This window comes from Pseudomonas sp. KK18 (genome assembly GCF_037094675.1).
Lineage (GTDB): Bacteria > Pseudomonadota > Gammaproteobacteria > Pseudomonadales > Pseudomonadaceae > Aquipseudomonas.
Window position 1 is genome coordinate 4,125,964 of the sequence record NZ_CP146605.1, and the last position, 14,166, is coordinate 4,140,129.

A 14,166-nucleotide genomic window follows, 5' to 3' on the forward strand; every position below is an offset into this window, starting at 1 on the left:
ATGAACGCTGGCGATGGAACCCGTGTCACCCTGAGCGAATTGATCGAGATGCGTCATCGCGTGCGGGAAGTGCAGCTGTTTTCCACGCCGAGCCAGCGCAGCCCGCTGATCGGCCTGCACCACTCGAAACTGCGCGGGCGCGGGGTCGACTTCGACCAGGTGCGGGTGTATCAGGCCGGCGACGATGTGCGCACCATCGACTGGCGCGTCACTGCACGCACCCAGGAGCCCCACACCAAGCTGTTTCATGAAGAGCGCGAACGGCCGATCTTCATCATGGTGGAGCAAAGCTGCCGCTTGTTTTTCGGCTCGGGGCAGATGTTCAAGTCGGTGCTGGCGGCCCAGGCGGCGAGCCTGATCGGCTGGGCGGCGCTGGGCCATAACGACCGGGTCGGCGGGCTGGTGTTCGGTGACAGCGAGCACTACGAAATCAAACCCCGGCGCAGCAAGCAAAGCCTGCTGCAATTGCTCAACCGGTTGGTACGGGTCAACCAGAGCCTCAACACCGAACGCCGCCCCGAAGCCGACGCCCTCGGCATGGCCTTGCGCCGAGCCCGGGAAGTATTGCGCCCGGGCAGCCTGGTGATTGTGATCTGTGACGAGCGCGCCCTGACCGAAGGCGCCGAGCAACAGCTGAGCCTGTTGTCGCGGCATTGCGACCTGCTGCTGTTGCCGGTTTCCGACCCGCTGGACCACGCCCTGCCCGCCGCCGGCCTGCTGCGCTTCGCCGAGCGCGGCGCACAGCTGGAGCTGGACACCCTGAATTTTGATCTGCGCCAGGCCTACAAGGCCCAGGCCGAAGCCCGCAGCGCACGCTGGGAACTGCTCGCGCAAAAGCTGCGGGTGCTGTTGATGCCCTTGAGTACCCAGGGTGAAATGGTCGAGCAACTGCGCGAATACCTGAACCCGCAACGCCCGGTTAAAAAGCAATGAGCAGCCTCGACCAACTGCAACCCCTGATTGCCCCGCCAGTGATCGGCTTCTGGCCGCCGGCGCCGGGTTGGTGGCTGTTGCTGCTGATCATCCCGTTGGCGGGCTGGGGCCTGTGGTGGCTGCGCCGTTTCCTGCCAGCCAAGCGCCCATTGGCCCGTGCCGAACAACCCCTGGACCCGCTGCGCATCGCCGCCCTCGCCGAACTGGCGCTGATGCCCAAACCCTACGACGGCGCACCGGCCGGTGCCTGGCTGCAACAACTCAACGGCCTGCTCAAGCGCCTGTGCCGCAACGACTACCCCTACAGCCAGAGCCACACCCTCAATGGCCGCAAGTGGCTGGCGTTCCTCGACAACCGCTGCCCCGCCGCCGGCCTGACCCGCTGGATGGTGCTGGTGGAAGGCGCCTACAAGCCCGAATGCAAACTCGACGACAAGGCCATCGCCGGGCTGACCCAGGCCGTCGACACCTGGATTCGCAAACATGTTTGAGTTCGCCTGGCCGTGGATCTTTGCCCTGTTGCCATTGCCCTGGTTGCTGCGCCTCATCCTGCCGGTGGCCGACAGCGGCGAACCGGCGCTGAAAGTCAGCTTCCTCAGCGACCTCGAAGGCCTGGCCCGCCGCCGCGCGCGGGTCAACCTGCCGGGATGGCGCCAGCAAGCACCGTTTGTGTTCCTGTGGCTGCTGCTGTTGACCGCCGCCGCCCGCCCGGAATGGTTGGGCGAACCCTTGCCGATTGCAGCCAGCGGCCGCGACTTGCTGGTGGCGGTGGACGTATCCGGCTCGATGGACTTCCCCGACATGCAATGGCAAGACGAAGACGTCAGCCGCCTGAGCCTGGTCAAGCACCTGCTGGGAGATTTCCTGGAAGGCCGCGAAGGTGATCGCGTGGGATTAATCCTGTTCGGCAGCCAGGCCTATCTGCAAGCGCCGCTGACCTTTGACCGGCGCACCGTGCGCACCTGGCTGGATGAGGCACGGATTGGCATCGCCGGTAAAAACACCGCGATTGGCGACGCCATCGGCCTGGCCCTCAAGCGCCTGCGCCAGCGTCCGGCGCAAAGCCGGGTGCTGATCCTGGTCACCGACGGCGCCAACAATGCCGGCGAAATCGACCCGCTGACCGCCGCCCGCCTGGCCGCCGAAGAAGGGGTGAAAATCTACCCGATCGGCATCGGCGCAGACCCCGAGCAAACCGGCTCCCTGGGCATCCTCGGCGTCAACCCGAGCCTCGACCTCGACGAACCGGCCCTCAAGGCCATCGCCGAGGCCACCGGCGGCCGCTACTTCCGCGCCCGCGACGGCAACGAACTGCTGAAGATCAAGGAAACCCTCGACCAGCTCGAACCCGTGGCCCAGCAACCCACCCAGGCCCGCCCCGCCCAGGCGCTGTACAGCGCGCCGCTGGCGTTGGCGCTGATCCTCAGCATGCTGCTGGTGATCCAGGAACGCTGGCCGGATAACGCCCTGCAACGCCTGTTCAGCAAACTCTCAAGCAAGGGCCGTTTCCTGCAACCCAATCCTGAATGGCGTGAACGCCTCAAACGCTTGCGTTTGCGGAGGCGTCGATGATCGCCCTGTGGCCGCACTGGTTCCGTCCCTGGTGGCTGTTGCTGCTGCCGCTGCTCGGCTGGTTGCTGTGGCAGTTGTGGCACCGCCAGAAACGCGCCGGGCGCTGGCAGATGATTCTGCCGCCGGCGTTCCATGCCGCGCTGCTCAGCGGCGGCAGTGGCCGCGAAAGCAAGTCGCCATGGGTGGTGCTCGGCATCGCCTGGCTGCTGGCCGTGCTGGCGTTGTTGGGCCCGAGCTGGGAACGCGTCGAACAGTCCAGCCAGAAGCCCGCCGACCCGCTGGTGGTGCTGCTGGAACTGACCCCGGAAATGCTCGCCACCGACAGCCCGCCCAGCCGCCTCGAACAGGCACGGCGCAAGCTGTTCGACCTGCTTCAGGCCCGCAGCGATGCGCAGACCGCCATCGTGGTCTACGCCGGCAGCGCGCACACGCTGGTGCCGCTGTCCGACGACCTGGCCACCAGCCATAACCTGCTCGAAGCCCTGCGCCCCTCGATCATGCCCGAGCCCGGCCACCGTGCCGATCTGGCCGTGGAGAAGGCCCTGAGCCTGCTCAAGCATGGCGGCCTCGGCCAGGGTCGGCTGCTGCTGATCGGCTCGTCGCTGTCCAAGCAGGAACGCCAGGGGATCCGCCTGCAGCTGCAAGGCAACCAGGCGCCGAGCCTGTCGATCCTCGGCATTGGCAGCCGCGAAGGCACGCCGGTGACCCAGGAAAGCGGCGAGTTCCTCAAGGACGCCCAGGGCGCGATCCTCGTGCCGCGCCTGGACAGCCCGACCCTCAAGGCCTTCGCCAGCGAAATGGGCGGCCTCTACCGCCAGGCACGCCTGGACGACAAGGACCTGCGCCACCTCGGGATGCTGGACGGCCCGCAAAGCCTGCGCAATGACGGCCAACTGCTGCACCTCGACACCTGGGCCGACCAGGGTTACTGGCTGCTCTTACCGCTATTGCTGCTGGCCGCCTGCGCCGGGCGCCGTGGCTGGCTGTTCTTCCTGCCGTTGCTGCTGTTGGGCGCGCCGCAGCCCAGCTATGCCTTCGACTTCCAGGACCTGTGGCTGCGCCCCGACCAACAGGGCCAACTGCTGCTGAAGAAAAAACGCCCGGCCGAAGCAGCCGAACATTTCGAAGACCCGCAATGGCAAGGCGTCGCACTGTATGAAGCGGGCAACTATGCCGAAGCCGCCAAGCGGTTTGCCGAAGGCAGCGACGCCTACTCCCACTACAATCGAGGCAATGCCCTGGCCAAAAGCGGCGAGCTGGAAGCGGCGATCGATGCCTACGAACAAGCCCTCGAAGCCCAGCCAGACTTGCAGCCGGCGCTGAAGAACAAGGCGCTGGTGGAAAGCCTGATGCAACAGGAACCGGAAAAAACCGAGCCGGCCAAGCCTGCAAAAAACGAGGATGACGAAACCACCCAACCCGGCCAGACTGCGCAACCGGGCGCCAGCAGCCAGACCGCCACCGGTGGCGAGCAGACGTCCCAAGGCCAGGGCCAGCCCGGCGCGACCGACGCGCAAACCGGGGCCACGCCCCACGCCGGCAGCAACGAGGTACCCGGCAGCGAGTTGGGTGATGAACAAACCACCACCCCGCCCCTGCGCCCGGTCGACGGCACGCTTGAAGGCGAGCAGCGCCAGGCCCTGGAACAATGGCTGCGGCAGATCCCGGACAACCCCGGCGAGCTGCTGCGACGCAAATTCTGGTACGAACAGCAACAACATCAGGACAAGACTCGATGAACCGCTGCACCGCCCTTCTTCTCACCCTCGCGTTGTGGGCCAGCCAGGCCCAGGCCGCCGGCCTGGTGGCCAGTGTCGACCGCAGCCGCATCAATTCCGGGGAGACGGTGGAACTGACGGTGGAATCCAACGACGTCACGCTGTTCGGCAAACCGGACCTGGCGCCGCTGGACCCGCTGTTTGAAGTGAGCGGCACGCGCCAGATCAACCAGCTCACCACCCTGGGTGGCGATAACCATGCCACAACCCGCTGGATCATCACCTTGCTGCCCAAGGAGAACGGCACCGTGGTGATTCCGCCGTTGCAGATCGGCGAACTCAAGACCCAGCCGATCACCCTGCAAGTGGTGGAGACCGTCAGCCAGAACACCGAGGCTCAACTGGCCCCGGTGTTCATCGAAACCAACCTCGACCAGGACAGCGTCTACGTCCAGGCCCAGGCGTTGCTGACCGTGCGCGTCTACCACTCGGTGTCGCTGTACGACGACAGCAGCCTCACGCCGTTGCAGATCGCCGATACGCGCATCGAGCAGTTGGGCGAGTCGCGCACCTACGAGAAAGTCATCAACGGCATCCGCCACGGTGTGATCGAAACCCGCTATGCCATCTACCCGCAGCACAGCGGCACGCTGACCATTCCGACGCAGACGTTCAGCGCCACCCTGGTAGAGCCACGGCCCGCCCAGGACAACAACCCCCAGGGTTCCAAGCCCGGCAAGCTGATTCACGTCAGTTCGCCGGAGCTGTCGTTGACGGTCAAGGCCAAGCCTGCGCTGTACCCGGCGGATGCTCCCTGGCTGCCGGCCCGCAGCCTGACCCTCACGGAAAGCTGGAACCCCGAGCCCGATCACGTACAGGTGGGCGACTCCCTGACCCGCAGCCTGACCTTGAAAGCCGAAGGCCTGGCCGGCGCGCAACTGCCACCGCTGGCACTGAGCGACATCCCCGGCCTGCGCCGCTACCCGGACCAGCCGGTGCTGAGCAACCAGAACAACGACCGTGGCCTGATCGGCAGCCGTGAAGACCGCGAAGCGCTGGTGCCCAACCGCGTTGGCGCGCTTGAACTGCCGGCGGTGGACGTGGTGTGGTGGAACACCCACGAAGACCATCTGGAACGCACCAGCCTGCCGGCGCGCACCCTGCAGGTGGCGACCAACCCGAGCCTGATCGTGGACACGCCGGCCAGCCCGACCGTGATCACCGCGCCGGACAACGACAGCCTGTGGATCTGGCAACTGACCAGCCTGATCCTGGCCTGCACCACCCTGCTGGGCTTCGGTTTGTGGTGGCGTGCACGCTGGCAGCCGGCGATTTTGCGTGCCGCGCAAACCGGCCCGAGCCCGCGTACCTTGCTGGACGACCTCAAGCGGGCGAGCCAGGCGAATGACCCGCAGGCTACGCGTCAGGCGCTGGATGCCTGGGCGCGACAGCAGCCGGAGACCCTGGCGGATATGGCGGCGCGGTTTGTGCCGTTGTCGGATGCGCTGGATGGGTTGAACGGCGCGCTGTACAGCGAGAGTGGGCAGTATTGGCAGGGAGAGGAATTGTGGCGGGCGGTGAAGGCGATTCCGATGGCGGAGCGCGAGCAGGACCCTGCAGGGGATAGCACCAGCTTGCCGCCGCTGTATCCCAAATAGCCCCTCTCAGAAACACCCAAAACCCAACGTGGGAACCGGGCTTGTGTGGGAGCTGGCTTGCCTGCGATGGCATCACCGCGGTCTGACTGACAGACCGAGGTGCCTGCATCGCGGGCAAGCCCGGCTCCCACACAAACCGGGTTCCCACATTTTGATCTGCGGCGTCTGGGTTACTTGCGCGCCGCCTCCCACGACTTCAGCAACTCGTTATAACTGACCGTCTCACCCTGTGGCTTCTCATTTGCCAACTTAGGCTTCGGCGCGCCCGGCTGGTCGAACCAGTACTGCGCATCCCGTTCTTCGTTCATTTTCGGCCCGCAAATCGGCTGCACCTTGGAGCGTTCCAGGCGCGTCATGATCGCGTCCTGATCCTTGGCCAACCCGTCCAGCGCCTGCTGCGGCGTCTTCTCTCCGCTGGCCGCCTCCGAAATATGGCTCCACCACAATTGCGCCAACCGTGGATAGTCCGGCACGTTGGTGCCGGTCGGGGTCCACTCCACCCGGGCCGGGCTGCGGTAGAACTCCACCAACCCGCCGAGTTTCGGCGCCAGGTCGGTCATGGCCTGGGAGTTGATGTCAGACTCACGAATCGGCGTCAGGCCAACGATGGTTTTTTTCAGTGACACGGTTTTCGAGGTCACGAACTGCGCGTAGAGCCAGGCCGCCAGTTTCTGCTTCTCGGGCGTCGACTTGAGGAAGGTCCAGGAACCTACGTCCTGATAGCCCTTCTTCATGCCCTTTTCCCAGTAAGGCCCGACGGGCGATGGCGCCATGCGCCATTTCGGCGTGCCGTCGGCGTTGACCACCGGCAGGCCCGGCTTGGTCATGTCGGCGGTAAACGCGGTGTACCAGAAGATCTGCTGGGCGATGTTGCCCTGGGACGGCACCGGACCGGATTCGGAGAAGGTCATGCCCGCCGCTTCCGGTGGTGCATAGGCTTTCATCCAGTCCACGTATTTCTGCGTGGCATACACCGCCGCCGGGCCGTTGGTGTCGCCACCACGGGTGACGCTGGAGCCCACCGGGTGGCAGTCCTCCACGCGAATGCCCCATTCGTCCACCGGCAAACCGTTGGGCAGGCCCTTGTCGCCGCCACCGGCCATGGAGAACCAGGCATCGGTGAAGCGCCAGCCCAGGGACGGGTCTTTCTTGCCGTAGTCCATGTGCCCGTAGACGCGCTTGCCGTCGATTTCCTTGACGTCTTCGCTGAAGAATTTGGCGATGTCTTCGTAGGCCGACCAGTTCACCGGCACGCCGAGTTCATAGCCGTACTTCTCCTTGAACTTGGCTTTCAGGTCTGCCCGTTCGAACCAGTCGGCGCGGAACCAGTACAGGTTGGCGAACTGCTGGTCGGGCAATTGGTAGATCTTGCCGTCGGGCGCAGTGGTGAACGAAATACCGATGAAGTCCTTGATGTCCAGGGTGGGTGAAGTGAAGTTCTTGCCTTCGTTGGCCATCAGGTCGGTGATGGATTCTGTCTTGCCATAGCGAAAGTGCGTACCGATCAAGTCGGAATCGTTGACCCAGCCGTCATAGATATTCTTGTCGGACTGCATCTGGGTTTGCAGCTTTTCCACCACGTCGCCTTCCTGCAGCAAGTCGTGGGTCAGCTTGATCCCGGTGATTTCGCTGAAGGCCTTGGCCAGTACCTTGGATTCATACTCGTGGGTGGTGAGGGTTTCCGACACCACGTTGATCTTCATCCCACGAAACGGCTCCGCGGCCTTGATAAACCACTTCAGCTCTTCAAGCTGCTGGGCTTCGGTGAGGGTCGACGGTTTGAACTCACTGCCGATCCATTTTTTTGCAGCGTCTTCATAAGCATCCGCCCAGGCCGCAGCACTGAGCCCGCTGAGCGCCAGCACGGCCGCCAATGAAATGCTATGTCGCAGCTTATTGTTTTTATCGAACATAGAGACCTCCTGGTTTTGGGGTTCAAAAGGGGCAGCTAGCCCCAACGCATCACAGACAACAGCCACACCAGAGACAGCGCGGACGCCACCCAGATGCTCCAGCCGGTTACGCCGATCACCAACAAATGCAGGTAGGCGCTGCCGAGAAGACCGATAAACAAGCGATCACCACGGGTGGTGCTGATCGGTAAAAAGCCGCGCCGGGGGATACTCGGCGAGCGCAATTCCCAGCTCGTCATACCCACCAGCAGCAGGCCGATCGCGGCAAAGAACAGTGCAGTCGGGGTGGTCCAGGCCATCCATTCCATCATCGACTCCTCAGACCCGGCCCAGGGCAAAGCCCTTGGCCACATGGTTGCGAACGAACCAGATCACCAGCATGCCCGGCAAAATGGTCAACACCCCCGCCGCCGCCAGCACGCCCCAGTCGATGCCGGAGGCCGAAACCGTACGGGTCATCACTGCGGCGATGGGTTTGGCGTTCACCGACGTCAGCGTGCGTGCCAGCAGGAGCTCGACCCAGGAAAACATGAAGCAGAAAAACGCCGTGACGCCGATCCCCGAGCCAATCAGCGGGATGAAAATCTTCACGAAAAACTTGGGGAAGCTGTACCCGTCGATGTAGGCCGTTTCGTCGATTTCCTTGGGCACGCCCGACATGAAACCTTCGAGAATCCACACCGCCAGCGGCACGTTGAACAGGCAATGGGCCAAGGCCACCGCGATATGCGTATCGAACAAGCCAATGGACGAATACAGCTGGAAGAACGGCAGCAAAAACACTGCCGGCGGCGCCATGCGGTTGGTCAGCAACCAGAAGAACAAGTGCTTGTCGCCGAGGAAGCGGTAGCGCGAGAACGCGTAGGCCGCCGGCAGCGCCACGCTCAGGGAAATCACGGTGTTGAGGCTGACGTAGTACAGCGAGTTGAGGTAGCCGGTGTACCAGCTCGGGTCGGTGAAGATCACCTTGTAGTTGGCGAAGGTGAAGTCCTGCGGAAACAGGGTCAGGCCGCCGAGGATTTCGGTGTTGCTCTTGAAGGACATGTTCAGCAGCCAGTAGATCGGCACCAGCAGGAACAGGATGTAGACCAGCAGCGGGATTACCTTGCGCTTGCTCATGTTGGCGGCCTCAGCGGTTGGCGTCGGAGTGGGTCATGGCGGTGTAGAACAGCCAGGACACCAACAGGATGATCAGGAAGTACACCAGCGAAAACGCCGCCGCCGGGCCCAGGTCGAATTGGCCTACGGCCATCTGGGTAAGCGTCTGGCTGAGGAAGGTGGTGGCGTTCCCTGGCCCGCCGCCCGTCAGCACAAACGGTTCGGTGTAGATCATGAAACTGTCCATGAAGCGCAGCATCACCGCGATCAACAGCACGCTCTTCAGTTTTGGCAGCTGGATATGTCGGAACACCGCCCAGCTGGACGCCCGATCAATCCGCGCCGCCTGGTAGTACACATCCGGGATCGCCCGCAGCCCCGAGAAACACAGCAGCGCCACCAGGGACGTCCAGTGCCACACGTCCATCACCAGCACCGTGACCCAGGCGTCCATGGTGTTGGCGGCGTAGTTGTAGCTGATGCCCATCGCATTGAGCGTGGAACCCATCAGGCCAATGTCGGCACGGCCAAAGATCTGCCAGATGGTGCCGACCACGTTCCACGGAATCAGCAGCGGAATCGCCATCACGATCAACACCAGCGACGACCAGCGACCCTTGGTGGGCATCGTCAGGGCAATCGCGATGCCCAGCGGAATCTCGATCAACAGCACACACGCCGAGTAGATGAACTGACGCAGCAGCGAGTCATGCAGGCGCGGGTCCAGCAGCACCTGTTTGTACCAGTCGGCGCCGACGAAGTAGCGGCTGGATTGGTCGAAGATGTCCTGCACCGAGTAGTTGACCACGGTCATCATCGGGATCACCGCGCTGAAGGCCACCAGCAGGAACACCGGCAATACCAGCCACCAGGCCTTGTTGTTCTGCACCTTGTTCATGGCTGCACCTCAAGCAAGTAGTCATCGGCATACACCATCAGCCACTGCCCCGGAAAGCTGATGGACGCCTGGCCCTCGGGCACTGGTTTGTCTTCGGCCAGGCGCACTTTCAACGGTGCGCCATCGAGGTTGAGGGTCATGATCTTGTAGGTGCCGAGGTCTTCCACATGGGTGACTTGCGCCTGTAGCGCGTCGGGATTGTGCTCATCCCACACATGGATAAATTCCGGGCGGATGCCGACCTGCAGCTTTTTGTAAGGCGTTTCGCCAATGCGCTGCTGCAACGCCTTGGGCAACGCCAGATGTGTCCCGGCAAAGCGCACACCACCCGCCTCTGCCTGCACCTCAATCAGATTCATCCCCGGGCTGCCGATGAAATAGCCGACAAAGGTGTGGCTGGGCCGCTCGAACAACTCCCGGGGCGTGCCGAACTGCACGATCTGCCCGCCGTACATCACCGCGATCTTGTCGGCGAAGGTCGAGGCTTCCAGTTGGTCGTGGGTCACGTAGACCATGGTGATGTTGAACTGCTCGTGGATCTGCTTGAGCTTGCGCCGCAGCTTCCACTTCAGGTGCGGGTCGATCACCGTCAGCGGTTCGTCGAACAGGATCGCCGACACATCATCCCGCACCAGCCCGCGGCCCATGGAGACTTTCTGCTTTTCATCGGCAGTGAGGTTGCGGGCCTTTTTGTCCAGCAGGTTTTGCAGGTCGAGCACCTCGGCAATTTCCTGCACCTTGCTGTGAATCTTCGCCTCGGCCATGCCCTGGTTTCGCAGGGGAAAAGCCAGGTTATCGAACACGGTCATGGTGTCGTACACCACCGGGAACTGGAACACCTGGGCGATGTTGCGTTTTTCCGGGGTCAGCTCGTTGACCACCTTGGCGTCGAACAGCACCTGGCCTTCGGACGGGCTGAGCAGGCCGGAGATAATGTTGAGCAAGGTCGACTTGCCGCAGCCCGACGGCCCCAGCAACGCGTAGGCGCCGCCCTGCTCCCAGACGTGGTTCATCTCGCGAATCGCGTAGTCCTCAGGGCCGTTTGGCTTTGAGCTGTAGCTGTGGGCCAGGTTCTGCAAATGGATCTCGGCCATCAGGCAACCCTCGCGACACGTCGCCCGGGGGCCTGGACCAGCCGTCCCTGGCCATCGAACACAAACAGTTTGTGGGTGGGGATATAGATGCGGATCGGCGCGTCGACGTCGTACTCGTGCACCCCGGGCAAATGCAGCACCAGCAGGAAGTGTTCGCTGCGCACATGCAGGAAGGTTTCCGAGCCACTGATCTCGGCGACCTCCACGGTCACGGCCAATTCCAGGTCATCGTCGTTGCTCGGCACCAGGCTGATATGGCTGGGACGCACGCCAAAGCGAAACTCGCCCTCACCGATGGGCCGCAGGTCGACGTTCAGCGGGAAGTGCACGAAGTTGGCGAAGCTCACTTCATTGCCACTGATGCGCCCGGGCATCAGGTTGATCGGCGGCTCGGAAAACAGCTCGGCCGCCAGCACGGTTTGCGGCTGGTGATAGACCTCGGCCGCCTTGCCGCTCTGGATCACCCGGCCCTCATGCAGAATCGTGGTGGTGCCGCCCAGGGCCAGGGCTTCGTTGGGTTCGGTGGTGGCGTAGATCGCGATGGTATGGCGTGCCTTGAACAGCTCGCGCATTTCCTGGCGCAGTTCTTCGCGCAGTTTGTAGTCCAGGTTCACCAGGGGTTCATCGAACAGAATCAGCTCGGCATCCTTGACCAGCGCCCGGGCCATGGCGGTGCGTTGCTGCTGGCCGCCGGAGAGTTCCAGGGGGTGACGCTGGAGGAATTTCTCGATACGCAGCATTTTCGCGGTTTCGAGGACTTTGCTCTGGATCTGCTCGGCAGAGACTCCGGCCTGGCGCAGCGGCGAGGCGATGTTCTCGAACACGGTCATGGTCGGGTAGTTGATGAACTGCTGATAGACCATCGACACATTGCGCAGGCGCACCGGCTTCTGGGTGACGTCCACGCCATTCATCAGGATGCGCCCGCTGTCAGGCTTGTCCAGGCCGGCCATCAGGCGCATCAGGCTGGTCTTGCCGGAGAGCGTGCGGCCCAGCAATACATTGAAGGAACCGGCTTCGAAACGCAGGTTGGCGTCGTCGATCCAGGTTTGGCCTTCGACAACGCGAGTGACGTGCTCCAGGGTCAATGACATGACACGACCTTTTTATTATTGGAATGGTTCTGGCAGGAGCACAGAGCGAGTTCCGTGCCAACAACCCAAACCTCAGGCCGGTCAACGAGTTAGGCAAAACAGCGATTCGCCTCTGAACAGAAATGAACAGGTCAGGCTGAACAACTGAACAATCGGCGGGTTGACAATGAACAGTTCTGAACAACACTGAACGGGCCTTCCGCACCCCAGAACAACAATAAAGCAAGGGTCACCGCCATGAGCACACCGCTGGCGCACGATGCCATCATCCAGGACTCCTGGCGCCGCTGCCGGGCCTATGGCCTGGATCACCAGAGCACACCGAGCTTCGACCAACTGCCCGCAGACGGCGTCAGCCAGTTGCTGGAAAGCCAGCATTCCCTTGTGCAGACCACCCACCAGGAAGTGCTGCCCTACTACGAAAACATCCTCAGCAATTCCAACTGCCTGATCATGCTTGCCGACAACCAGGGCCAGGTGCTGACTTCGTGGGGCACCCAACGCTTTATCGACCCCAAGCTGGCCCGTGGTTTCAGCGCCGGCGCCAGCTGGATGGAGCGCTCCAGCGGCACCAACGCCATCGGCACCGCCCTGGCCTGTGCCCAGGCAGTGCATATTGAACATGACGAACACTTCCTCAAGGCCAACCGTTTCATGACCGGCTCGGCAGCGCCGATCTTCGATGCGCAGCGGGAAATCATCGCGGTGCTGGATGTGTCCAGCGACAGCTACCTGCCGCCTTCCCACACCCTCGGCATGGTCAAGATGATGAGCCAGACCGTCGAGAACCGGCTGATCCTCAACCTGTTTCGCGGTGAGCATTTCCAGCTGACGTTCAATACCGGGTTGAACAATCTCGACAGCCAATGGGCCGGGCTGCTGATTTTTGATGAAAGCGGCCAGGTACTGTCGGCCAATCGCCGGGCCGACAACCTGCTGGGCATCAGCCTGTCGCGGGTGTTGATCGACAGCCTGTTCAAGGTCTCGCTGCTGGAACTGCTCAACCAGCCCGAAGGCCTGCCCTTCTCGCTGCAAGCCGCCGGGCGCAACCGTTTCCAGTGCCTGCTGAAACGGCCGAAACAGGCGCCAGTGCAGGCTCGCGTGTTCGTGGAAACGAAAAAGCCCCGCGAACCCGGCCCCACGGCCATCAGTCTCAAGACCCTGCACTTCGGCGATGCCCGCGTGGAAAAGGCCGTGCGTCAGGCCGAGCGCCTGCTGGAAAAGGATATTCCGTTGCTGATCCACGGTGAAACCGGTGTCGGCAAGGAAGTGTTCGTCAAAGCCCTGCACCAGGCCAGTTCCCGCAGCCAACAAGCGTTTATCGCGGTCAACTGCGCAGCGATCCCCGCCGAACTGGTGGAGTCGGAACTGTTCGGCTATGAAAAAGGCGCATTCACCGGCGCCAACCAGAAAGGCAGCATCGGGCTGATCCGCAAGGCAGACAAAGGCACGCTGTTCCTCGACGAGATCGGCGACATGCCCCTGCCGACCCAGGCCCGGCTGTTGCGGGTATTGCAGGAACGCTGTGTGCAGCCTGTAGGCAGCAGCGAGTTGTACCCGGTGGATTTGCGGATCATCTCCGCCACCAACCGCTCGCTGCGCGAACAGGTACAGCTCGGGCGTTTTCGCGAAGACCTGTATTACCGCATCGGTGGCCTGACCCTGGAGCTGCCGCCGCTACGGGAGCGCACGGATAAACAGGCGTTGTTCAAGCAGCTGTGGCAACAGCATCGCGAGCCGACGCAGTGGGCCGGGTTGACTAACGAGGTGCTGGCCTTGTTTGAACAGCATCCGTGGCCGGGCAACCTGCGCCAGGTGAGCAGCGTGTTGCAGGTGGCACTGGCCATGGCGGAAGAGCAGCCGATTCGGGCGGAACATTTGCCGGATGATTTTTTTGTGGATTTGAATGGGGTGGTGCCGGTGTGTGATGCAGTGGATGACAGTCTGGACCTGAATGAGCGACTGAAGGCGGTGGGCGGGAATATCTCTCACCTGGCCAGAGAGCTTGGCGTCAGCCGCAATACCCTCTACAAACGCCTGCGACAAAACGGGAATGCTGTGTAGGAACACAATCAAAAATGTGGGAGCGGGCTTGCTCGCGAATGCGGTATATCAGTCGCTGATGCTTTAACTGACAGTCTGCATTCGCGAGCAAGCCCGCTCCCACATTGGAACTACATTGGGTTAG

The 14,166-nt window shown here is 62.7% G+C and carries 12 protein-coding genes; 6 read left to right on the forward strand and 6 right to left on the reverse strand.

Annotated elements, in window-relative coordinates:
* From V6607_RS18615 to V6607_RS18635, 5 genes are read left to right on the forward strand one after another with little or no spacing between them, the layout of a single operon-like run.
* Nucleotides 1–933 (forward strand): DUF58 domain-containing protein, encoded by a 933-nt coding sequence (locus V6607_RS18615; protein ID WP_003218540.1) that lies wholly within the window; start codon nucleotides 1–3, stop codon nucleotides 931–933.
* Complete coding sequence (locus tag V6607_RS18620) at nucleotides 930–1,424, forward strand: DUF4381 domain-containing protein (RefSeq protein WP_003218539.1); 495 nt, start codon at nucleotides 930–932, stop codon at nucleotides 1,422–1,424. Before V6607_RS18615 ends, V6607_RS18620 begins: the two co-directional genes overlap by 4 nt.
* The gene (locus tag V6607_RS18625) at nucleotides 1,417–2,505 is read left to right on the forward strand and encodes a VWA domain-containing protein (RefSeq protein WP_008433043.1); all 1,089 of its coding nucleotides are present in this window, start codon (nucleotides 1,417–1,419) and stop codon (nucleotides 2,503–2,505) included. The genes V6607_RS18620 and V6607_RS18625 overlap by 8 nt, the downstream gene beginning before the upstream one ends.
* Complete coding sequence (locus tag V6607_RS18630) at nucleotides 2,502–4,244, forward strand: tetratricopeptide repeat protein (RefSeq protein ID WP_134326812.1); 1,743 nt, start codon at nucleotides 2,502–2,504, stop codon at nucleotides 4,242–4,244. Before V6607_RS18625 ends, V6607_RS18630 begins: the two co-directional genes overlap by 4 nt.
* Nucleotides 4,241–5,881, forward strand: coding sequence for a BatD family protein (locus V6607_RS18635; RefSeq protein ID WP_134326813.1), 1,641 nt, complete (start codon nucleotides 4,241–4,243; stop codon nucleotides 5,879–5,881). The genes V6607_RS18630 and V6607_RS18635 overlap by 4 nt, the downstream gene beginning before the upstream one ends.
* Nucleotides 5,882–6,051: 170 nt before the next feature.
* On the opposite strand, the gene V6607_RS18640 is transcribed toward V6607_RS18635, so the two are convergent.
* From V6607_RS18640 to V6607_RS18665, 6 genes are read right to left on the reverse strand one after another with little or no spacing between them, the layout of a single operon-like run.
* Nucleotides 6,052–7,794 carry an ABC transporter substrate-binding protein gene (locus tag V6607_RS18640; RefSeq protein WP_003218534.1) on the reverse strand — a complete coding sequence of 581 codons (1,743 nt, stop codon included), beginning with the start codon at nucleotides 7,792–7,794 and terminating at the stop codon, nucleotides 6,052–6,054.
* 35 nt (nucleotides 7,795–7,829) lie between these two features.
* Nucleotides 7,830–8,102: a DUF2160 domain-containing protein gene (locus V6607_RS18645; RefSeq protein WP_134326814.1), complete on the reverse strand. Its 273-nt coding sequence runs from the start codon at nucleotides 8,100–8,102 to the stop codon at nucleotides 7,830–7,832.
* Between the two features lie 10 nt (nucleotides 8,103–8,112).
* Nucleotides 8,113–8,913 carry a carbohydrate ABC transporter permease gene (locus V6607_RS18650; RefSeq protein WP_008433050.1) on the reverse strand — a complete coding sequence of 267 codons (801 nt, stop codon included), beginning with the start codon at nucleotides 8,911–8,913 and terminating at the stop codon, nucleotides 8,113–8,115.
* A gap of 10 nt (nucleotides 8,914–8,923) precedes the next feature.
* Nucleotides 8,924–9,790 carry a sugar ABC transporter permease gene (locus V6607_RS18655; RefSeq protein WP_003218527.1) on the reverse strand — a complete coding sequence of 289 codons (867 nt, stop codon included), beginning with the start codon at nucleotides 9,788–9,790 and terminating at the stop codon, nucleotides 8,924–8,926.
* Nucleotides 9,787–10,884: an ABC transporter ATP-binding protein gene (locus V6607_RS18660; protein ID WP_134326815.1), complete on the reverse strand. Its 1,098-nt coding sequence runs from the start codon at nucleotides 10,882–10,884 to the stop codon at nucleotides 9,787–9,789. Before V6607_RS18660 ends, V6607_RS18655 begins: the two co-directional genes overlap by 4 nt.
* Nucleotides 10,884–11,978 (reverse strand): ABC transporter ATP-binding protein, encoded by a 1,095-nt coding sequence (locus V6607_RS18665; RefSeq protein ID WP_003218524.1) that lies wholly within the window; start codon nucleotides 11,976–11,978, stop codon nucleotides 10,884–10,886. Before V6607_RS18665 ends, V6607_RS18660 begins: the two co-directional genes overlap by 1 nt.
* Nucleotides 11,979–12,215: 237 nt before the next feature.
* Between V6607_RS18665 and V6607_RS18670 the strand changes: the two genes are divergently transcribed.
* Nucleotides 12,216–14,042, forward strand: a complete 1,827-nt coding sequence (locus V6607_RS18670; protein WP_134326816.1) for a sigma-54-dependent Fis family transcriptional regulator — start codon at nucleotides 12,216–12,218, stop codon at nucleotides 14,040–14,042.
* The last annotated feature ends 124 nt before the right edge of the window (nucleotides 14,043–14,166 follow it).

Bases quoted from the DNA above. Each gene is read 5' to 3' on its own strand.
- V6607_RS18615 (WP_003218540.1), top strand. From the start codon at position 1: ATGAACGCTGGCGATGGAACCCGTGTCACCCTGAGCGAATTGATCGAG.
- V6607_RS18620 (WP_003218539.1), top strand. From the start codon at position 930: ATGAGCAGCCTCGACCAACTGCAACCCCTGATTGCCCCGCCAGTGATC.
- V6607_RS18625 (WP_008433043.1), top strand. From the start codon at position 1,417: ATGTTTGAGTTCGCCTGGCCGTGGATCTTTGCCCTGTTGCCATTGCCC.
- V6607_RS18630 (WP_134326812.1), top strand. From the start codon at position 2,502: ATGATCGCCCTGTGGCCGCACTGGTTCCGTCCCTGGTGGCTGTTGCTG.
- V6607_RS18635 (WP_134326813.1), top strand. From the start codon at position 4,241: ATGAACCGCTGCACCGCCCTTCTTCTCACCCTCGCGTTGTGGGCCAGC.
- V6607_RS18640 (WP_003218534.1), bottom strand. From the start codon at position 7,794: ATGTTCGATAAAAACAATAAGCTGCGACATAGCATTTCATTGGCGGCC.
- V6607_RS18645 (WP_134326814.1), bottom strand. From the start codon at position 8,102: ATGGAATGGATGGCCTGGACCACCCCGACTGCACTGTTCTTTGCCGCG.
- V6607_RS18650 (WP_008433050.1), bottom strand. From the start codon at position 8,913: ATGAGCAAGCGCAAGGTAATCCCGCTGCTGGTCTACATCCTGTTCCTG.
- V6607_RS18655 (WP_003218527.1), bottom strand. From the start codon at position 9,790: ATGAACAAGGTGCAGAACAACAAGGCCTGGTGGCTGGTATTGCCGGTG.
- V6607_RS18660 (WP_134326815.1), bottom strand. From the start codon at position 10,884: ATGGCCGAGATCCATTTGCAGAACCTGGCCCACAGCTACAGCTCAAAG.
- V6607_RS18665 (WP_003218524.1), bottom strand. From the start codon at position 11,978: ATGTCATTGACCCTGGAGCACGTCACTCGCGTTGTCGAAGGCCAAACC.
- V6607_RS18670 (WP_134326816.1), top strand. From the start codon at position 12,216: ATGAGCACACCGCTGGCGCACGATGCCATCATCCAGGACTCCTGGCGC.